Annotated in this window: 17 protein-coding genes and 1 pseudogene; 14 read left to right on the top strand and 4 right to left on the bottom strand. The window is 63.5% G+C overall.

Translation table 11 applies throughout. The features are described from left to right. The first annotated feature begins 231 nt into the window (after positions 1–231). From argH to ACZYGA_RS14865, 8 genes and pseudogenes are all read left to right on the top strand, one after another. Positions 232–1626 (top strand): argininosuccinate lyase, encoded by a 1395-nt coding sequence (gene argH, locus ACZYGA_RS14900; protein WP_077379988.1) that lies wholly within the window; start codon positions 232–234, stop codon positions 1624–1626. Between the two features lie 92 nt (positions 1627–1718). Further along, positions 1719–1853: pseudogene (gene lptM / locus ACZYGA_RS14895) on the top strand (LPS translocon maturation chaperone LptM); the annotation flags it as partial. 134 nt (positions 1854–1987) lie between these two features. After that, positions 1988–3259, top strand: a complete 1272-nt coding sequence (gene lysA / locus ACZYGA_RS14890) for a diaminopimelate decarboxylase (RefSeq protein WP_077379542.1) — start codon at positions 1988–1990, stop codon at positions 3257–3259. Then, positions 3259–4089 (top strand): diaminopimelate epimerase, encoded by an 831-nt coding sequence (dapF, locus tag ACZYGA_RS14885; protein WP_077379544.1) that lies wholly within the window; start codon positions 3259–3261, stop codon positions 4087–4089. The genes lysA and dapF overlap by 1 nt, the downstream gene beginning before the upstream one ends. Positions 4090–4159: 70 nt before the next feature. Next, positions 4160–4951, top strand: coding sequence for a DUF484 family protein (locus tag ACZYGA_RS14880; protein ID WP_077379546.1), 792 nt, complete (start codon positions 4160–4162; stop codon positions 4949–4951). Further along, positions 4948–6006, top strand: coding sequence for a tyrosine recombinase XerC (locus ACZYGA_RS14875; RefSeq protein WP_479399480.1), 1059 nt, complete (start codon positions 4948–4950; stop codon positions 6004–6006). Before ACZYGA_RS14880 ends, ACZYGA_RS14875 begins: the two co-directional genes overlap by 4 nt. Then, the gene (locus tag ACZYGA_RS14870) at positions 6006–6728 is read left to right on the top strand and encodes an HAD family hydrolase (protein ID WP_084209499.1); all 723 of its coding nucleotides are present in this window, start codon (positions 6006–6008) and stop codon (positions 6726–6728) included. The genes ACZYGA_RS14875 and ACZYGA_RS14870 overlap by 1 nt, the downstream gene beginning before the upstream one ends. 222 nt (positions 6729–6950) lie before the next feature. Next, entirely contained in the window at positions 6951–7400 is a 450-nt protein-coding gene (locus tag ACZYGA_RS14865) for a hypothetical protein (RefSeq protein ID WP_084209500.1), read from the top strand. A gap of 177 nt (positions 7401–7577) precedes the next feature. On the opposite strand, the gene yihA is transcribed toward ACZYGA_RS14865, so the two are convergent. Beyond that, complete coding sequence (gene yihA / locus ACZYGA_RS14860; protein ID WP_077379554.1) at positions 7578–8267, bottom strand: ribosome biogenesis GTP-binding protein YihA/YsxC; 690 nt, start codon at positions 8265–8267, stop codon at positions 7578–7580. Between the two features lie 314 nt (positions 8268–8581). Here yihA and ACZYGA_RS14855 point away from each other — a divergent pair, with 314 nt between their 5' ends. From ACZYGA_RS14855 to ACZYGA_RS14830, 6 genes are all read left to right on the top strand, one after another. Next, positions 8582–9265 (top strand): c-type cytochrome, encoded by a 684-nt coding sequence (locus ACZYGA_RS14855; protein WP_479399478.1) that lies wholly within the window; start codon positions 8582–8584, stop codon positions 9263–9265. 261 nt (positions 9266–9526) lie between these two features. Continuing rightward, positions 9527–10171 carry a thiol:disulfide interchange protein DsbA/DsbL gene (locus ACZYGA_RS14850; protein ID WP_084209502.1) on the top strand — a complete coding sequence of 215 codons (645 nt, stop codon included), beginning with the start codon at positions 9527–9529 and terminating at the stop codon, positions 10169–10171. Then, on the top strand, positions 10171–11007 hold the full coding sequence (locus tag ACZYGA_RS14845; protein WP_077379556.1) for an endonuclease/exonuclease/phosphatase family protein: 837 nt from the start codon (positions 10171–10173) through the stop codon (positions 11005–11007). Before ACZYGA_RS14850 ends, ACZYGA_RS14845 begins: the two co-directional genes overlap by 1 nt. 502 nt (positions 11008–11509) lie before the next feature. After that, on the top strand, positions 11510–12079 hold the full coding sequence (locus tag ACZYGA_RS14840; RefSeq protein WP_084209503.1) for a TRAP transporter small permease subunit: 570 nt from the start codon (positions 11510–11512) through the stop codon (positions 12077–12079). After that, a complete protein-coding gene (locus tag ACZYGA_RS14835; protein WP_077379560.1) occupies positions 12079–13485 on the top strand; it encodes a TRAP transporter large permease in 1407 nt (468 codons plus the stop codon). The genes ACZYGA_RS14840 and ACZYGA_RS14835 overlap by 1 nt, the downstream gene beginning before the upstream one ends. Positions 13486–13736: 251 nt before the next feature. Then, entirely contained in the window at positions 13737–14783 is a 1047-nt protein-coding gene (locus ACZYGA_RS14830; RefSeq protein WP_240499768.1) for a TRAP transporter substrate-binding protein, read from the top strand. A 106-nt stretch (positions 14784–14889) separates the two neighbouring features. On the opposite strand, the gene dtd is transcribed toward ACZYGA_RS14830, so the two are convergent. The 3 genes from dtd to ACZYGA_RS14815 all read right to left on the bottom strand — a co-directional run bounded on the left by dtd (position 14890) and on the right by ACZYGA_RS14815 (position 17520). Continuing rightward, complete coding sequence (gene dtd / locus ACZYGA_RS14825) at positions 14890–15339, bottom strand: D-aminoacyl-tRNA deacylase (RefSeq protein WP_077379564.1); 450 nt, start codon at positions 15337–15339, stop codon at positions 14890–14892. Between the two features lie 119 nt (positions 15340–15458). Next, on the bottom strand, positions 15459–16733 hold the full coding sequence (locus ACZYGA_RS14820) for a TRAP transporter large permease (RefSeq protein WP_077379566.1): 1275 nt from the start codon (positions 16731–16733) through the stop codon (positions 15459–15461). A 124-nt stretch (positions 16734–16857) separates the two neighbouring features. Continuing rightward, on the bottom strand, positions 16858–17520 hold the full coding sequence (locus ACZYGA_RS14815) for a TRAP transporter small permease (RefSeq protein ID WP_077379568.1): 663 nt from the start codon (positions 17518–17520) through the stop codon (positions 16858–16860). Positions 17521–17923: the final 403 nt, after the last annotated feature.

The raw sequence follows: 17923 nt of genomic DNA, 5'->3' as shown, positions 1-17923 counted from the left end.
ACGGCCAACATTGGCCGCCACCGGATACCGTCATCATAAAGCCACTGATGGCCAAGGGGAAAATCCCCGGAAGCGTCACGATGACACGCCTCCCTGGCCGCAACGCATCTTGGTGCGCGCCCCCCTCGCCCATCCGACGGAGTCTGGTACACTCCAAGGTCAACGATACCGGCTGCGCGACCGTGCACCGGACGCCGAACTCTGGACATGTCACCACAATTCGAGATCCCGATGAGCGAATCTACCAATCAGTCCTGGGGCGGCCGCTTCAGCGAGCCGACCGATGCCTTCGTGGCCCGCTTCACCGCGTCCGTCGATTTTGATCAGCGCATGGCGCAGCACGACATTCGCGGCTCCATCGCCCACGCCACCATGCTGGCCGGCGTCGGCGTGCTGAGCGAGGAAGAGCGCGACACCATCATCGAAGGACTGAAGGAGATCAGCGAAGAGATCGCTCGCGGCGAATTCGAGTGGTCCGTCGCGCTGGAAGATGTGCACATGAACATCGAGGCACGTCTGACCGCCAAGATCGGCAACACCGGCAAGAAGCTGCACACCGGTCGCTCACGCAATGATCAGGTGGCCACCGACATCCGCCTTTACCTGCGCGACGAGATCGACGTCATCGACGCCGAGCTGACGCGTCTGCGGGAAGGCATGCTGGGCCTGGCCGAGCAGGAAGCCGACACCATCATGCCGGGCTTCACTCACCTGCAGAGCGCTCAGCCGGTCACCTTCGGCCACCATCTGCTGGCGTGGCAGGAAATGGTCGCCCGTGACCAGGACCGCCTGCGTGACTGCCGTGCCCGCATGAACGTGCTGCCGCTGGGCGCCGCGGCGCTGGCCGGTACCACCTTCCCCATCGACCGCCACGTCACCACCGAGCTGCTCGGCTTCGATCGTCCGACCGAGAACAGCCTCGACTCCGTCAGCGACCGTGACTTCGCCATCGAATTCACCAGCTTCGCCAGCCTGCTGATGATGCACCTGTCACGCATGAGCGAAGAGCTGGTGCTGTGGACCAGCGCCCAGTTCGACTTCATCGATCTGCCGGATCGCTTCTGCACCGGTTCCTCCATCATGCCGCAGAAGAAGAACCCGGACGTGCCGGAACTGGTGCGTGGCAAGACCGGCCGTGTCTATGGCCACCTGATGAGCCTGCTGACCCTGATGAAGTCCCAGCCGCTGGCCTACAACAAGGACAATCAGGAAGACAAGGAGCCGCTGTTCGATACCATCGATACCGTACGCGGCAGCCTGCGCGCCTTCGCCGACATGATTCCGGCGATCCGCGCCAAGTCCGACAACATGTACGCCTCGGCCAGCAAGGGCTTCGCCACCGCGACTGATCTGGCGGATTACCTGGTGCGCAAGGGTGTCGCCTTCCGGGATGCCCACGAGATCGTCGGCAAGTCCGTCGCCTTCGGCATCGAGCAGAAGCGTGACCTGTCCGAGATGACGCTGGATGAACTCAAGCAGTTCTCCGACACCATCGAACAGGACGTCTTCGACGTGCTCACGCTGGAAGGTTCCGTCGCGGCGCGCAATCACATCGGGGGCACCGCGCCGAATCAGGTGCGTGCTGCCGTGCAGCGTGCACGTGAGGCGCTGACCAGCCGCGCCTGAAACCGTCAAGTCGGGGCCTGACCGTGTAATGCACCGTCAGGCCCTCACCGCTTCATCGTCAGCTGCCAGGAGGCCGCCCGATGCGTCATCTGATGAGCCAGTCCGCCCGTCACGCCCTTCGTACCCTTGCGGGCCTGCTGCTGGGTGCAGGCCTTCTGACCGGCTGCGGTCAGAAGGGCCCGCTGTATCTGCCGGCGGACGCCGATGCCGGCGGTCAACGTGCCGAGGCACCCGCCCCTGCACCGGCTGCCGCCGAGACAGAGCGCACCGCCGCTACCGAGACTTCCGGCAGCGACGCCTGAGCCCCCCTTACATCTCCGGCGGGTGATACCCGCCGGCGCGACATCTTGCAGGCCGGATCATGGATCACTTCGTATATCAGGATGGCGTGCTGCACGCCGAAGACGCCTCTCTCGCCACGCTGGCCGAGCAGTTCGGCACGCCTTGCTACGTCTACAGCCGTGCCACGCTGGAGCGCCACTTCAAGGCCTATCAGGATGCGCTGGGCGACCACCCGCATCTGATCTGTTACGCCGTGAAGGCCAACTCCAACCTGGCGGTGCTCAACGTGCTGGCACGTCTGGGTGCCGGCTTCGACATCGTCTCCGCCGGTGAGCTGGAACGCGTCCTCAAGGCCGGCGGAGACCCCGCCAAGGTCGTGTTCTCCGGCGTCGCCAAGCAGGCCGCCGAGATGCAGCGCGCGTTGGAGCTGGGCATCAAGTGCTTCAACGTCGAATCGCTGCCCGAGCTTGAGCGCCTCAATGCCGTCGCCGGTCGCCTCGGGCGTATCGCACCGGTGTCGCTGCGCATCAATCCGGACGTCGATGCCGGCACCCACCCGTACATCTCCACCGGCCTCAAGGCCAACAAGTTCGGCATTCCTGTCGAGCAGGCGCTGGAGGTCTACGAGACCGCCGCCGCCATGGAGCACGTCAAGGTGGTAGGCGTCGATTGTCATATCGGCTCCCAGCTGACCGAGCTGGCGCCGTTCCTCGACTCCCTCGAGCGCCTGCTGGTGCTGCTGGATCGCCTGCGCGAGCGCGGCATCATCATCGAGCATCTGGATCTCGGCGGCGGCCTCGGCGTGCCCTACCAGAACGAGACGCCGCCGGAGCCCTTCGCCTACGCAAGCGCCCTGCTGGAACGCCTGGCGCGCTACGAGCATGGCAACGAGATGACACTGCTGTTCGAGCCGGGTCGCTCCATCGCCGCCAACGCCGGCGTCCTGCTGACCCGTGTCGAGTACCTCAAGCCCGGCGAAGAGAAGAACTTCGCCATCATCGATGCCGGCATGAATGACCTGATCCGTCCGTCGCTGTATCAGGCGTGGCAGAACATCGTGCCCGTCGACACGCGCGAGTCACGTGCAAGCGCCAGCTACGACGTGGTCGGCCCGGTCTGCGAGACAGGCGACTTCCTGGGCAAGGACCGCGAACTGGCCATCGCCCCGGGCGACCTGCTTGCCGTTCGCTCCTCCGGCGCCTATGGCTTCGTGATGGCCTCCAGCTACAACAGCCGCTGTCGTCCCGCCGAAGTGATGGTGGATGGCGGCCAGATGCACCTGGTGCGTCGCCGCGAACGTCTGGAAGAACTGTGGACCGGTGAGCAACTGCTGCCGGAAGGTGATGACTGATGCTGGTGCACTTCACCAAGATGCACGGTCTGGGCAATGACTTCATGGTCATTGACCTGATCTCCCAGCGTGGCCGCCTGCGCGATGCCGATATCCGACGGCTTTCGCATCGCAATTTCGGTATCGGCTTCGACCAGCTGCTGGTGGTCGAGCCACCCCGTGACCCGGACATGGACTTCCGCTATCGCATCTACAATGCCGATGGCAGCGAGGTCGAGAACTGCGGCAACGGGGCCCGCTGCTTTGCGCGCTTCGTGCTCAATCAGCGCCTGACCACCAAGCGCGAGATCCGCGTCGAGACCGCCGGTGGCCCGCTGACACTGGTGGTGGCCGATGACGGGCGAGTCCGCGTCGACATGGGTGCTCCGCGCTTCGCCCCCGCCGCGCTGCCCTTCGAGGCCGAGACGGATCTGCCGGTGCATGCGCTGGAGGTCGGCGGCGAGTCCCTGGAGATCGGTGTCGTCTCGATGGGCAACCCCCATGCGGTGCTGCTGGTCGACAGCGTCGACGAGGCACCGGTACGAGAGGTCGGTCCGCTGATCGAAGCGCATCCGCGCTTCCCCAGGCGCGTCAATGCCGGCTTCCTGGAAGTCGTCTCGCCCCATGAAGCACGCCTGCGCGTCTTCGAGCGTGGCGTCGGCGAGACGCTGGCCTGTGGCACCGGTGCCTGTGCGGCCGTCGCTTCCGGCATTCGTCGTGGCCTGCTCGCCAGTCCTGTCGATGTCACGCTGCCTGGCGGCACCCTGAGCATCGAATGGGGCGGCGAAGGTCACCCTGTCTTCATGACCGGCCCTGCCGAGACCGTCTTCGAAGGCCGCATCATCCTGTAAGCCGCCGCTGACAGGGGACGCCTGCGCGAAGCGCTGGCGTCCCGTCGCCAACCCTCGCAAGGAGAGCCATATGGCCGAGCCATCCGCCTCACGCCGCCCGCGCACGCTGGACCCGGACCGGGTCGCCGAGTGGCTGGCCACGCATCCGGATTTCTTCGAGGGTCGGGAAGGGTTGCTCCAGCAGCTGCGCGTGCCACACCCCGAAGCACGCGGTGGCAGCGTCTCGCTGCTGGAGCGGCTGGTGCATGACCTGCGCGGACGAACCGAGCAGGCCGAGGCGCGTCTCGAGGAGCTGCTCAATACCGCCCGCGACAATGAAAGCCGCTATCAGCGACTGCGTCAGATCGTGCTGGATCTGATGGATGCCGAATCGGATGATGCCCTCGCGGAGACTCTGGCAACCCGTCTCAGCGAGCTGTTCGACATCGCCGCCGTCTGCCTGTGGCAGCGCGGCGCCGGCCCCGCGACCCAGCCACCGCGTCAGGTGCTCGATGATGCGCGTGCCGAGCAATTCGAGCGCCTGCTCGAAGGCCGCGCCAGCCGTTGTCTGGCGATGCCACGCACGCGCTGGGAAGCCCTGCTGCCGGACCATGACTGGCCGCTGGGGGCGGAGTGCCACGATCTGGTCGAGGCCAGCCAGGCGGATGCCACGCGCGGCTCCGCCGTCATCGTGCGTCTGACCCGTGGCGAATGTCTGGGCTATCTGGTGGTCGCCAGTGCCGAGGCCGAGCAGTTCCGTGCCGGACTCGACACTCTCTTCCCCGAATATCTCGGCGATGTGCTGGCGCGCTGCCTCGGGCGTCATGCGACGAGTCACACGTCAGACTCCGCTGCCTCGCGTGATGATCAGGCCGCGCGATGAGCGCCTCTGACCTCCCGGATGACTCCCTCGACACTGCGAGGCGCCAGGCGCTGACCCGCCCTTGCCAGCAGTTTCTCGCCCATCTTGCCCAGGACAGCAGCGCGGCGACCGTGAGCGCCTATCAGCGCGATCTCGAGGCACTGATCCACTTCATGTTGCGCCCCTCACCGGCCGAGACCACGGTGGATGCCGAGACCAGCGCCACCGCACAGCCTCCTGCAGACTGGCAGGCCCTGGATGTGCCGACGCTGCGTCGCTTTCTGGGCGCTGAGCGCAGTCGTGGGCTCGCCCCCCGTTCACTGGCCCGACGTCGCGCGGCGATCAGTCGTTTCTGTGGCTGGCTGGTCGATCACGGCATTCTGGCGCACAACCCGGCGGGCCTGGTACAGACACCGCGCCTGCCGGACCACCTCCCTCGCCCGGTGGACATCGACAGCCTGTCACGCTTTCTCGACTGCCCGCACGACGGCACGCCGCTGGCGATCCGCGATCAGGCCATGCTGGAGCTGCTCTACGGCTCGGGGCTGCGACTCTCGGAACTGGTCAGTCTCGACCTCGACATGCTGGAGACACGCCGCCTGCGCGTGCGCGGCAAGGGCAACAAGCCTCGCCAGCTGCCCATCGGCTCGCGGGCGCGTCAGGCGCTGGATGCCTGGCTGAAGGTGCGTGGCCAACTCGCGCCTGCTGACGAGACTGCCCTGTTCGTCGGCCAGCGAGGCCAGCGGCTGGGACAACGCGGCGTGCAGCTTCGTCTGGTGACGCAAGCGAAGATACGCGGCCTGCCGGAGCACCTGTACCCCCACCGACTCCGCCATTCCTTCGCCAGCCATCTGCTGGAATCCAGTGGCGATCTGCGCGCCGTGCAGGAGTTGCTGGGCCATGCCCATCTCTCCACGACCCAGGTGTATACCCGACTCGACTGGCAACAGCTGGCCAGCGCCTACGACCAGGCTCACCCGCGTGCACGTCGCCAGCGTGGGCCAGAAGAGGCAACGCCGGCTGACATTGACGCCGCCTCCCCTGCTGATGTTCCGCTCAAGGATGATCCCCTGTGATGCCCGTAACGACGCCTTCGCTGACCGCATTGACCTTCGATCTCGATGACACCCTGTGGGCCAATCGCCCGATCATGGAGCGCGCCGAGACGGAACACTACGCCTGGCTGGACGGTGAGATCGGTCATGCCACTGATTTTCCCCTCGAGGAATATACCCGTCGCCGCATGGCACTCGGGCTGGAACACCCCTTGCGGCGTGGTGATTTCACCTGGCTGCGCCGTGAAGCCATGCGCATCATGCTGCGCGATGCCGGCCATGGCGAAAAGGAGGCCCATCACTGGTCACATGCGGCCGTCGAACGCTTCCTGGCGTTGCGCCACGAATTGCAGCCATTTCCGGAAGCCAGCGAGCTGCTCGACTCACTGGCCCGGCATTACCGCCTCGGCGCCATCACCAATGGCAATGTCGACCTGACACGCCTGGCGCTGGATCATCATTTCGAGTTCAGCATCGCCGCCGGCGAATGGCTGGCGCCCAAGCCGGATGCACGCCCCTTCCTCGCCGCCATGGCACGTCTGGGCAGCCGCCCCTCCACCACGCTGCATGTCGGCGACTCATGGAAGGAAGATGCCCTGCCGGCAGTACGTCTCGGCATGCAGGCGGCATGGATCGACGTGAAGGGGCGTGGCGCGCCGGAGCCGGTTCCCGCCGGAGTCCATGTCATCTCGCATGTCCGGGAGCTTCCGGAACTGTTGCGGCACCTGAATGCATCACGATGAAACGACAGCGCTTCTGACCTTCCAGACCTGACCGTCGGTTACCTGCTGTCACCTGGACTGACGTTCCAGAAAAGCGATACACAAATTAAAACTTGTACAACTTTATGGCGGAGACCATATTTGTTGTACAAGTTTCTCGTGCCTGACGACCCAGCCTTCCACGGGCCTGCCAGGGTCATCCGAGAACTCACGTTCGATGTCGTCGCGACTGGAGAGGACAGCATGAGCACTCAATCATCATCTCGGCGTGTCATCTGCCAGACTTGGCAATATTCCCGCGCCATCAGTGACGACGCCGAGTCCCGCGACGCCACCGACATCATCGAGAGATTCCAGCAGGATCCCGGTCCGCTGGCCCTGCCGCATGCCAGTGCCTGGCAGGGAGTGTTGATCGGCACAGGACAGGTCGTGCTCTGCGCCATGCTGATCGTACTGGCGGTCTACAGTGCGCGAACCAGCATGGAAAACGCCACGCGAGGCGTGACCTCGGTACCGGCGGCGATCATCGACATGTCGGGCGATGATCCGCGGGCACGCAGCATGAATGCCCCTGCCGACAGCTCCCAGGGTGGCCACCTGACACGTTTCGAGGTGCGGGCGAGTCAGGCTGCGATGCCGCAGGTCCCTCAGAGATTGCTGTCGCAAAACGCCACTCCCAGCCTGTTCATGTGAGCAGTGATGAACGGTGACAGGCAATCGGTTACAAGTGACCGACCCCGCCAGGGCTGAGATCTGGACGCCCCTTAACTGGATGCTCCATAACTGGACGCCCCACAAAAGAGACGCCGGTCACCCAAGGGTGACCGGCGTCTCTTTTTATGCAGCAGCACATGTCATGACACGGACGACTCAGTCGTCGAACGGGTCCTGGGGGGCTTCATCGGCCTCACCCTCCGTGACACCTTCCATCACCGCCGGGTCCGCCAGCCACTCATCGAGCTTGGCGTGCACCTGCTCGACTCCCGAATACTTGAGCGACGAGAACAGCTGCACGGTGACGAGGTCTTCCCACTCCTTGAGGGCGTGCCGTACCTTCTGGAGGCTCGCCGCTGCCGGTCCACGCTTCAGCTTGTCCGCCTTGGTCAGCAGGATATGCACCGGCATCTGTGCCTCATCGGCCCAGCCCAGCATCATCTGGTCGAATTCGGACAGCGGGTGACGCACATCCATCAGCAGCACAAGGCCGCGCAGCGACTGGCGGTTGCGCAGGTAGTTGGACAGATGGGACTGCCACTCACGCTTCACCTTGTCCGGCACCTTGGCGTAGCCATAGCCGGGCAGATCCACCAGATGACGGCCCGTTTCACCGATGGTGAAATAGTTGATCAGCTGAGTGCGGCCAGGCGTCTTGGAGGTACGCGCCAACGCCTTCTGGGACGTCAGGGCATTGATGGCGCTCGACTTTCCGGCATTGGAGCGACCGGCAAAGGCCACCTCGGCGCCGACATCCGTCGGGCACTGGGCCAGGGTGGCGGCGCTGATCAAGAAGCGTGCCTGACGATAGTGAAGCTTGGGGGACGGAGTGGCTGACTCGGCCATGAGAATCTGAATACCTGTTGATGGCGGACGTCTCGCCCGCGCGACATCACGTGAGAGCAGAAGAAACGGCCGGTGAAACGGAATAGAGCACCACTGGCGCTGTCAGCTCGACAGGCAGGCGGCAGGCACATTAACGCGCCCTGAAGGGGATTCGCTATACTGCCGAAATGACAAGCATCACGCTCATGATGCGCTAGTGTACCACCCAGCTCTCACGGGCTGCGAGGCGTCTGACGTACTTCTCCTCGGGTGATGCTTGCCACCAGCGCCGGGATGACTCCACTGCGGGATTTGCGCAAACAGGGACCAGTGACATGAACAAGCTGATGAGATCACCGCAGCACCGTGAAGGGCCGCAGAGCTCGAGCTGGGGCGTACTTGCCACGACGAATTTCGCCACCTTGAGCGCCCTGCTGGCGCTCGGCCTCTCGCCCCGCGCCGGCGCAGACGAGATCACCGCGGATGCCAGCGCTGGCCAGGCCAAGGCGGCCGTCTGTGCTGCCTGCCATGGCGCGCAGGGCGTGTCCCCAGCCTCCGCCTTCCCGCACCTCGCCGGACAGCAGGCCCATTATCTGCGCAAGCAGATCACGGATATCCGCGAGGGTCGTCGCGCGGTTCCCCAGATGGCAGGCCTCACCGACACCCTGAGCGATCAGGACATTGCCGATATCGCGGCTTATTATGCCGAGCAACCCGCCAATCGCGGCCAGGCAGAGCCCGACGCCGCGAAAGCAGGTGAGGTGCTCTACCGGGCCGGCTCGCTTGAGCGAGATATCGCGGCCTGTACCGCCTGCCACGGCCCTCGCGGCGAGGGGATTGATTCAGCAGGCTATCCCGCGCTGGCTGGGCAATTCCCCGCCTACACCATCACCTCGCTGACGGCCTTTCGTGACGGCACGCGTGACAACGACCCCAATGACATCATGAGCAGCATCGCCGCACGCATGAGTGACAGCGACATGCAGCAGGTCGCCGAGTATCTTCACGGCCTGCGCTGAGGCATCCAGTCAGGCAGATGTCACGTATGACATCTGCGATGGCGACCGGCTCCGGCACGGCGTGGCGTGCTCTTCACGGCAACGTGGTCGAACGGCGTTCATCCAGCGGTCAACCTTGTCACGCTAGGCTGGCCAGACAGTGATCCGCCGTGTCCCGCCCGGCAGTCTCGACAGCGGTGGTGGCTGACACGCATACTCGATGCATCACTAATGTTGCCGGGTCTCATGCCCGGGCATGCCTCAACCCGATGGAGATGTTCCATGAAGTGGAAACCCCTACTGACTCTGGTGGCGGGCCTTGGCCTGTCAGCAAGCGTGTTCGCCGCTGAAGCTGGCAAGGACTATCAGGTACTCGACGAACCGGTGAAGACCGATGCACCGGCCGGCAACGTCGAAGTGGTCGAGGCATTCTGGTATGGCTGCCCGCACTGCTACGCACTGGAATCCAGCCTCGAGCCCTGGGTCGATGAGCTGCCCGGTGACGTGACCTTCCATCGTCTGCCGGCCACCATGGGGCAGGACTGGGTCAAGCACGCCTATGCCTTCTATGCCGCCAAGGATCTGGGCATTCTCGATCAGACCCACAAGGCCTTCTTCGATGCCATCCACAAGGACCACCAGCGTCTTACCGACCCGGAAGACATCGCCGCCTTCTACAGCGACTACGGTGTCAGCGAAGAAGACGCCGAGAAGTCCCTGACCTCCTTCGGCGTGAAGAGCCAGGTCAATCAGGCACACGCACAGATGCGCGCCTACAAGATCATGGGTGTCCCCGCACTGATCGTCGACGGTCGCTATGTCGTCTCTCCGAGCACGGCTGGCTCGCTCAAGAACATGCTCAAGATCACCGATGAGCTGGTCGAGCAGGTGCGTGAAGAGAAGGCTGGCGACAAGGACGCCGCCTGATGGCAGAGGCCGCTGACGACTCCCCAGTGGCCGCCGACGCAGCGGATGATGCCGGGCATGGATTGTCGGGTTCGCCGCTGCGTCTGCTGACCTTCAACATGCAGGTCGGTATCCATACCGCGGCGTGGCATCACTATGTCACCCGCGGTTGGCAACATCTGCTGCCACATCCCAAGCGCCACCGCCGCCTGGAACTGATTGCCGGGGCCATCACGCCTTACGACATCGTCGGGCTGCAGGAAGTCGACGGCGGCAGCTTCCGCTCCGGCAACGTCAATCAGGTGGACGCGCTGGCCGAGACGGCTCACTTCCCGCATCGCTATCAGCAGCTCAATCGCAACCTCGGCCGGCTGGCACAGCACAGCAACGGCCTGTTGTCGCGCCTGCCGATCAGCCATCTCGAAGAGCACAGCCTGCCCGGCACCCTGCCGGGGCGCGGCGCCATCCATGCTCGCTTCGGCGAGGGGGAGCATGCGCTGCATGTCTTCGTCACGCATCTGGCGCTTGGTGCGCGAATCCAGCGCAAGCAGCTCGATTATCTCGGAGAGCTGATCGCACCGCTCAAGCACGTCATTGTGATGGGCGACCTGAACTGCACCCTGGCACAACTGCGCCAGCACAAGGGATTCTGCGAGGCGCTCGACTCGCGGCCCAGCAAGGCGATCAACAGCTATCCTGCCTGGCAGCCACGGCGAGGTCTGGACCATATTCTGGCCTCCTCCACCCTGCACATCGAGCACCCCAGCACCCTGTCCCACCTCTTCTCCGACCATCTGCCTCTTGCGGTGGAAGTGCACCTCCCCGTGGCCTGTCAGAAGGCGCTTGGTCTGGCCTGACACGCCTCACCTCAATTCTCAGCCCTCTCACGGGTGCCTGGATATCACCCTCGATATCCGCCGGGACCCGCCTGTCCGTCACCTTGATTGCCACCTTCCCGTTCCCGTCCTGCATGGATTTTTCAATCCAAGTGACTGAATCGAAAGATATATCTCGCCTGTCAGACCAATGATCCATTTGTCACTGGCCAGCCACTCGCTACTCTTGGCCTGTCCGAGGGCGTGGATTAATCGTGAAAGCAACGCTGATGACTGCCGAGAGCCTGCATGACCTCACTGGCATCTGCCATCCACCAGCGTGGAATAGCGTTGTCTGAAACGACGATTGCCGGATTGCCGACGTCTCATCAAAGCTACAACATGAGCAAAGCCTGAACTGATGTGACGATCGTCAGCGTGCACACGAGATCGCCCCGACTACGATGACGGCACACGCAACGCCAGACTCGGCAACAACAACGCCAACAAATATCACCTGCTACCCGCAGGCCAAGGGGATTCCATGTCTGCCACTGCCTCTACCCCCGGCTGGCTCACAGGGCTCGACCGCATGACCGAAGGGCTGGGACGCTGCGTGTCCTGGCTGGTCGTCATCATGATGCTGGTCGAATTCGCCATCGTGATGCTGCGCTACGCCTTCAACATCAACAGCATTCCGATGCAGGAATCCGTGATGTACATGCACGCGACCGTCTTCCTGCTCGCTGCCAGCTACACGCTCAAGCATGACAACCATGTCCGCGTGGATATCTTCTACCAGCGCATGTCCCATCGCGGGAAGTCGTGGATCGACCTCGGCGGCACCCTGTTCCTGCTGTTCCCGGTGATGATCTTCATCCTGCTCTCGAGCCTGGGTTATGTCGGCGACTCGTGGAGCATCAAGGAAGCCTCCCCCGAATCCGGTGGCCTGCCTGGCGTCTATCTGCTCAAGAGCCTGATCCCCGCGGTCGCCATCCTGATGATGCTGCAAGGTGTCGCTGAAGCAGGTCGCCACCTCCTGTTCCTGTGCGGGCGGCTGCCGTCGCCGCATGCGAGCGATGACACCCCTGATCACGATGAGGAGCTGGTGTAATGCTCGAGATCATGCCGCTGCTGCTGTTCGTGTGTATCTGTGTCGTTCTCATGCTGGGCTATCCGGTGGCGCTGTCGCTTGCCGGTACCGCGCTGGCCTTCGCCGGGCTGGGCATGGGGCTGGACGCGCTGGGCATTACCCAGGGCGTATTCGATGCCAGCTTCCTGTCGGCGATGCCCAATCGCCTCTACGGCACCATGACCAATCAGACGTTGCTGGCCGTGCCATTGTTCGTGTTGATGGGCGTGCTGCTGGAAAAATCGAAGGTCGCCGAGACGCTGCTCGACGCCATGGCGCTGATGTTCGGCTCACTGCGTGGCGGCCTGGGCATCTCCGTGACCATCGTCGGCATGTTGCTGGCGGCCTCCACCGGTATCGTCGGCGCGACCGTCGTGACCATGGGCCTGCTGTCACTGCCCACCATGCTCAAGCGTGGCTATGACCCGTCGCTCGCCACTGGCGCCATCTGTGCCACCGGCACCCTGGGACAGATCATTCCGCCGTCCATCGCACTCGTTCTGCTGGGCGACGTGCTGTCTTCCGCCTATCAGCAGGCGCAATTGTCGATGGGCATCTGGAGCCCGAAGACCGTCTCGGTGGGCGACCTGTTCATCGGCGCCCTGGTGCCGGGCCTGATTCTGGTGGTCGCCTATATCGTCTACATCGCCATCATCGCCTGGCTCAAGCCCGAGAAGGCGCCGGCCGTGGACCGTGACGCGCTGATGAAGGAGCTGGGCCACACCGGTGGCATCGGCTGGCTGCTCCTCAAGGGACTGGTGCCGCCGATCGTGTTGATCGTCTGCGTACTGGGCTCGATTCTCGGCGGACTGGCCACGCCGACAGAAGCCTCTGCCGTGGGTGCCTTCGGCGCGCTGATGCTGGCCGTCGCCAACCGCAAGCTGAGCTTCAAGACGCTGACGGAAGTCGTGCGCTCCACCACCAACGTCACCACGATGGTCTTCCTGATCCTGATCGGTGCGGCGCTGTTCTCGCTGGTGTTCCGTGGTTTCGGCGGCGAAGAGGTCGTCACCGAGATCTTCGAGAACATGCCCGGTGGCGTCATCGGTGCCACCCTGGTGGTGATGCTGGTGATCTTCCTGCTCGGGTTCATCCTCGACTTCATCGAGATCACCTTCGTGGTGGTGCCGATCGTCGGCCCGGTGCTGCTGGCCATGGGCCTCGACCCGATCTGGCTGGGCATCATGATCGCCATCAACCTGCAGACCTCCTTCCTGACGCCGCCCTTCGGTTTCGCGCTGTTCTATCTGCGCGGCGTCGCGCCCAAGGAAGTCAGCACCAAGCAGATCTACAAGGGCGTCATTCCGTTCATCCTGATCCAGCTGTGCATGCTGGGGGCGCTGGCCGCCTTCCCGGGCCTGGCCACCTGGCTGCCGGCCCAGTTCTAGGCCACGACTGACGAGACAGTACAAGGACAGAACACGGACAGAACAAATACAGAGCAGCAACTGAATTGGCGGGGCTCGCCCCGCCAGCTGATGGGAGAGCCGCCAGACGGCTCATGCAGATGCACGGGAGCCGTTCGCGGCCCACCTCTTGCCCAGCGCCAGTCCCTGACCGGTGCACAACAACAATCGGGCACTTCAAGGAGCATGCCATGCAACTCAACAAACTCGCCTTCGGCATCGCCGTCGGCACCATGACCGCCATGGGCACCCTGCCGGCCATCGCCAATGCCGCGGATACCTACACCTGGAAGATGGTCACCTCGTGGCCGAAGAACTTCCCGGGCGTAGGCCAGGGTCCCGAGCGCCTCGCGCGTCTCGTCGATGAGATGTCTGATGGACGCCTCAAGATCAAGGTCTACGGCGCCGGACAGCTGGTGCCGGGCTTCGAGGTACTGGACACCGTCTCTTCCGGTACGGCGCAGATCGGCCACTCGGCCTCCTACTACTGGAAAGGCAAGGCGCCGGAAGCCCAGTTCTTCGCCGCCGTCCCCTTCGGCATGACCGCACAGGAAATGAACGCCTGGCTGCATTACGGCGGGGGGCTGGAGCTCTGGAACGAGGTCTATGACAAGTTCGGTGTCGAAGTCATGGCCGGTGGTGCCTCGGGCGTGCAGATGGGCGGCTGGTTCAACAAGGAGATCAACTCGGTTGCCGATCTCGACGGCCTGAAGATGCGCATGCCGGGGCTGGGTGGCGATGTCATGCAGCAGATGGGCGTGGCGACCGTCAGCATGCCGGGCGGCGAGATCTTCACCTCGCTGCAGTCCGGCGCCATCGATGCCACCGAATGGATCGGGCCGTACAACGACCTGGCCTTCGGTCTCTATCAGGCCGCCAAGTACTACTACTATCCGGGCTGGCACGAGCCGACCGTCACCTTCGAGGCCATCGTCAATGACGACGCCATGGCCGAGCTGCCCAAGGACCTGCAGGCCATCCTGCGCTCTGCGGTACGTGACGTGAACCAGGACATGCTCGACGAGTACACCGCGCGCAACAACGATGCCCTCGAGACACTGCTCAACGAGCACAAGGTCGAGCTGCGTCGCTATCCGCAGGACGTGCTCGACAAGGCACGCGAACTGTCAGGCGAAGTGGTCAAGAAACTCGGCGACTCCAATGAGCTGGCAGGCCGCATCTACGAGTCCTACACCACCTTCGAAGGCAAGGTCGAGAAGTGGCACGAAGTCTCCGAACAGGCCTTCCTGAACGCCCGTAATCCAGAAGGCATTCAGTAACGAGTCCCAGCTTTACCTGCGCCGCTCTCCCGCGAGAGACGGCGCAGGCCTGTCATCCAATGCTTGCAGCCGCTCCCTCGGGAGCGGCTTTTTTGGGTCTACGCGATCAGCTCTCGAGCAGAAAGGTCACCGGCCCGTCATTGAGCAGCGAGACCTGCATGTTGGCCCCGAAGCGTCCGGTCTCGATTCCCACGCCAAGCTCCTCCCCGCGTTCACGCGCCTTGTCGACCAGATACGCGAACAGCCGCTCGCCTTCCGCCGGCGGCGCTGCCGAGGAGAAACTGGGACGCATGCCACTGCCGGTGTCCGCCGCCAGCGTGAACTGCGAGACCAGCAGCAGACTGCCACCCGCCTGCTGGACGTTGAGATTCATCTTGTCGTTCTCGTCGCCAAAGACACGGTAGTGCAGCAGCTTGTGCAGCAGCTTGTCGGCGCGCGCCTCATCATCGCCCTTCTCGACGCCCACCAGCACCAGCAGACCGCCCGCGATGGCGCCGACCGTCTCGTTCTCCACCACGACCTGTGCCTGGGTGACGCGCTGGATCAATGCTCGCATGCCACTTGCTCCTTCAAGAGATGAATGATGATGAGCAGGAGCATACCAGACGCGAACGCCCCGCAGACCGAGTCTGCGGGGCGTTCGTGATGCGCATGTCCAACGAGCCGTATCGGTGGCTAGCTGGCCAGGCCGGGCAGGAAGAGCGCGATCTGCGGGAACAGCATCAGCAGCACCGTCGCCAGCAACAGCAGGGCAATGAAGGGTGGCGTGCCACGGATGACCTCCATGTAAGGCTTCCGGAACACCGCCACCGCCGTGAAGATGTCACAGCCGAAGGGTGGCGTCGCCGAACCGATCGCCGCCTGCAGGGTGACGAGGGTACCGACCAGCACCGGGTCCAGTCCGGCGGCATCGACGGCCGGGGCAAATACCGGCGCCAGAATCAGGATCACCACGATGGGATCGACGAACATGCAACCGACGAAATAGGCCACCGCGATCACCGCCAGCAGCGCCAGGGCGTGTTCTGACAGGTACGGGATGTACCCGCCGAGAATGGCATCCGGAATCTTGGCGAACGAGATCATCCACGAGAAGCCGGCGCCCGCCGCCACCAGAATGAATACCACCGCGGTGATCAGACCGGTGGAGAAGGCCACGCCGGGCAGGTCCTTGAGCGTGACGCCACGGTAGATGAGCATCTCGAGAATCAGCGCATAGATCACCGAGACCGTGGCGGCCTCCGTCGGCGAGAACATCCCCGAGTAGATGCCGCCGATGATGATCACCGGGAAGCCGGCGGGCAGACTGGCGCGCTTCAATGCCTTGAGGCGCGCAGGCCAGTCCGCCTTGGGCTGCGGCGCGATGCCCAGCTTCCATGACTTCCACATGCAGTAGAGCGAGAACAGCACCAGGATCATCAGCCCCGGACCGATACCGGCGATGAACAGATCCCCCACCGAGGTACCGGTCGCGACACCGTAGATGATCATGCCGATGGACGGCGGAATCAGCAGCGCGATGTCAGAGGCATTGATGATCAACGCGATGGTGAACTTGTCGCTGTAACCGGCTTCCAGCAGCCGCGGGCGCAGCGGGCGCCCCATCGCGACCACTGTGGCCTGGGTGGAGCCGGACACCGCGCCGAACAGGGTACAGCCCAGCGCGGTGGTCACCGGCAGACCGCCACGCCAGTGGCCGACGAAACGCTCGACCACATCCAGCAGACGCTGGGCGGTGGAGCCCTTGAGCATGATATCGGCCGCCAGAATGAACATGGGGACCGCCGTCAGTACCACCGGCTGCAGGCCACCGATCATCTGCTGGATCACCAGCTCTGGCTTGAGAAAAGGGAAATCGCTGAACAACAAGAAGAAGGTGCCGACACTCAATGGCACCATCATGGGTACCCCAAGCAACAGCAGCCCCACCATCACGAGCAGAATCCACATCGCAGCTTCCGTCCCTGGGTCAATGTAGTGTGATCAATCACGAGCCCTGCAACACGCATCAGCCAAGGCATCTCTTGCCTTCACTTCCGCGCCACAGTCTCGCATCCAAAGTGGAAGAGACGTGCTAGAGCGCACCGCTGCCGTCGACTTCCTCGTTCTCGTCTATCTCCGCCGTACGCCACGACAGCCAGGCACCTTGTGCCAGCAGATTGCGCAGAATCGCCATCAGATACTGGAGGGCGCCCAGCGCCAGCCCCAGCGGGACCACGGCATAGAGTGCCGCCAGCGACCAGCGCAGCGACGGCGTGACACGCCCTGACCTGGCCAGGCTCTGCAGATAATCCACCGCCAGCCAGGCCAGGTAGGCCAGCAGCGCACAGGTGATGACCTGTCCGGCGATCAACAGCACCTTGCGCAACCACGGCGGCATGAAGTCCAGCAGTGCCGTCACGCGGATATGGCGTCCGGCGCGCGCGCCGTAGCTGATGCCGAGAAAGGTCAGCCACAGCTGCAGGATCTGCATCAGCTCTTCGGTGAACGGCAGGCTGTAGTTGAAGACGTTGCGCCCGATCACATTGGCGATACTGGCCGTCGCCATGCCCAGCACGCACAGCGCGATCAGCCAGCGCTCGACGTGTGCCAGGCCCTGATCACCGCGTTCGAATATCGCCGCCAGGCGGCGCAGCGGTGCAGGCAGATGTGCGAGGGGATCCTGAGCGCCTTGCGCCTCGGCCGGGGTGGGCCGGGTCTCATCAGCGGGGGGAGACTTGGAGGGGGGCGAATTCATGAAGCGGCTTCCTGTTGATGTGGCTTCCTGCCAGGCAGGCTTTCTGTCAGGCGACGCAAGCACAGCGATTTGCGCCACGCCGTCTGAATTTGCCAGTACGATCCATTGAAATTTTCCGAGACACCGCCGTGATTTTCACTTTGGTGAGTCATGATCTAGCTTTATTGACGGTACCCTTTATTAGCGACACTACGAACCAGCACGCGGACTGCCTCTACCGAGCCATCTGGCAGGGCATGCCACCGACCCGGAGCAGGGGTCATCGAGTACCAGAATCTCATGCGGACAGGCTCAGCCCATTCATAATAAATTCTAATCACACTATCCGATTTGGTAATTTTTTTATTATATTAAGAATGGCAATATTATCTAAATGATGCAAGTTGCACGCCGGGTTCGACCC

It is taken from the genome of Cobetia sp. BL01 (genome assembly GCF_056493605.1).
This window is presented reverse-complemented; position numbering and strand designations above follow the sequence as displayed.

Bases quoted from the DNA above. Each gene is read 5' to 3' on its own strand.
- argH (WP_077379988.1), top strand. From the start codon at position 232: ATGAGCGAATCTACCAATCAGTCCTGGGGCGGCCGCTTCAGCGAGCCG.
- lysA (WP_077379542.1), top strand. From the start codon at position 1,988: ATGGATCACTTCGTATATCAGGATGGCGTGCTGCACGCCGAAGACGCC.
- dapF (WP_077379544.1), top strand. From the start codon at position 3,259: ATGCTGGTGCACTTCACCAAGATGCACGGTCTGGGCAATGACTTCATG.
- ACZYGA_RS14880 (WP_077379546.1), top strand. From the start codon at position 4,160: ATGGCCGAGCCATCCGCCTCACGCCGCCCGCGCACGCTGGACCCGGAC.
- ACZYGA_RS14875 (WP_479399480.1), top strand. From the start codon at position 4,948: ATGAGCGCCTCTGACCTCCCGGATGACTCCCTCGACACTGCGAGGCGC.
- ACZYGA_RS14870 (WP_084209499.1), top strand. From the start codon at position 6,006: ATGCCCGTAACGACGCCTTCGCTGACCGCATTGACCTTCGATCTCGAT.
- ACZYGA_RS14865 (WP_084209500.1), top strand. From the start codon at position 6,951: ATGAGCACTCAATCATCATCTCGGCGTGTCATCTGCCAGACTTGGCAA.
- yihA (WP_077379554.1), bottom strand. From the start codon at position 8,267: ATGGCCGAGTCAGCCACTCCGTCCCCCAAGCTTCACTATCGTCAGGCA.
- ACZYGA_RS14855 (WP_479399478.1), top strand. From the start codon at position 8,582: ATGAACAAGCTGATGAGATCACCGCAGCACCGTGAAGGGCCGCAGAGC.
- ACZYGA_RS14850 (WP_084209502.1), top strand. From the start codon at position 9,527: ATGAAGTGGAAACCCCTACTGACTCTGGTGGCGGGCCTTGGCCTGTCA.
- ACZYGA_RS14845 (WP_077379556.1), top strand. From the start codon at position 10,171: ATGGCAGAGGCCGCTGACGACTCCCCAGTGGCCGCCGACGCAGCGGAT.
- ACZYGA_RS14840 (WP_084209503.1), top strand. From the start codon at position 11,510: ATGTCTGCCACTGCCTCTACCCCCGGCTGGCTCACAGGGCTCGACCGC.
- ACZYGA_RS14835 (WP_077379560.1), top strand. From the start codon at position 12,079: ATGCTCGAGATCATGCCGCTGCTGCTGTTCGTGTGTATCTGTGTCGTT.
- ACZYGA_RS14830 (WP_240499768.1), top strand. From the start codon at position 13,737: ATGACCGCCATGGGCACCCTGCCGGCCATCGCCAATGCCGCGGATACC.
- dtd (WP_077379564.1), bottom strand. From the start codon at position 15,339: ATGCGAGCATTGATCCAGCGCGTCACCCAGGCACAGGTCGTGGTGGAG.
- ACZYGA_RS14820 (WP_077379566.1), bottom strand. From the start codon at position 16,733: ATGTGGATTCTGCTCGTGATGGTGGGGCTGCTGTTGCTTGGGGTACCC.
- ACZYGA_RS14815 (WP_077379568.1), bottom strand. From the start codon at position 17,520: ATGAATTCGCCCCCCTCCAAGTCTCCCCCCGCTGATGAGACCCGGCCC.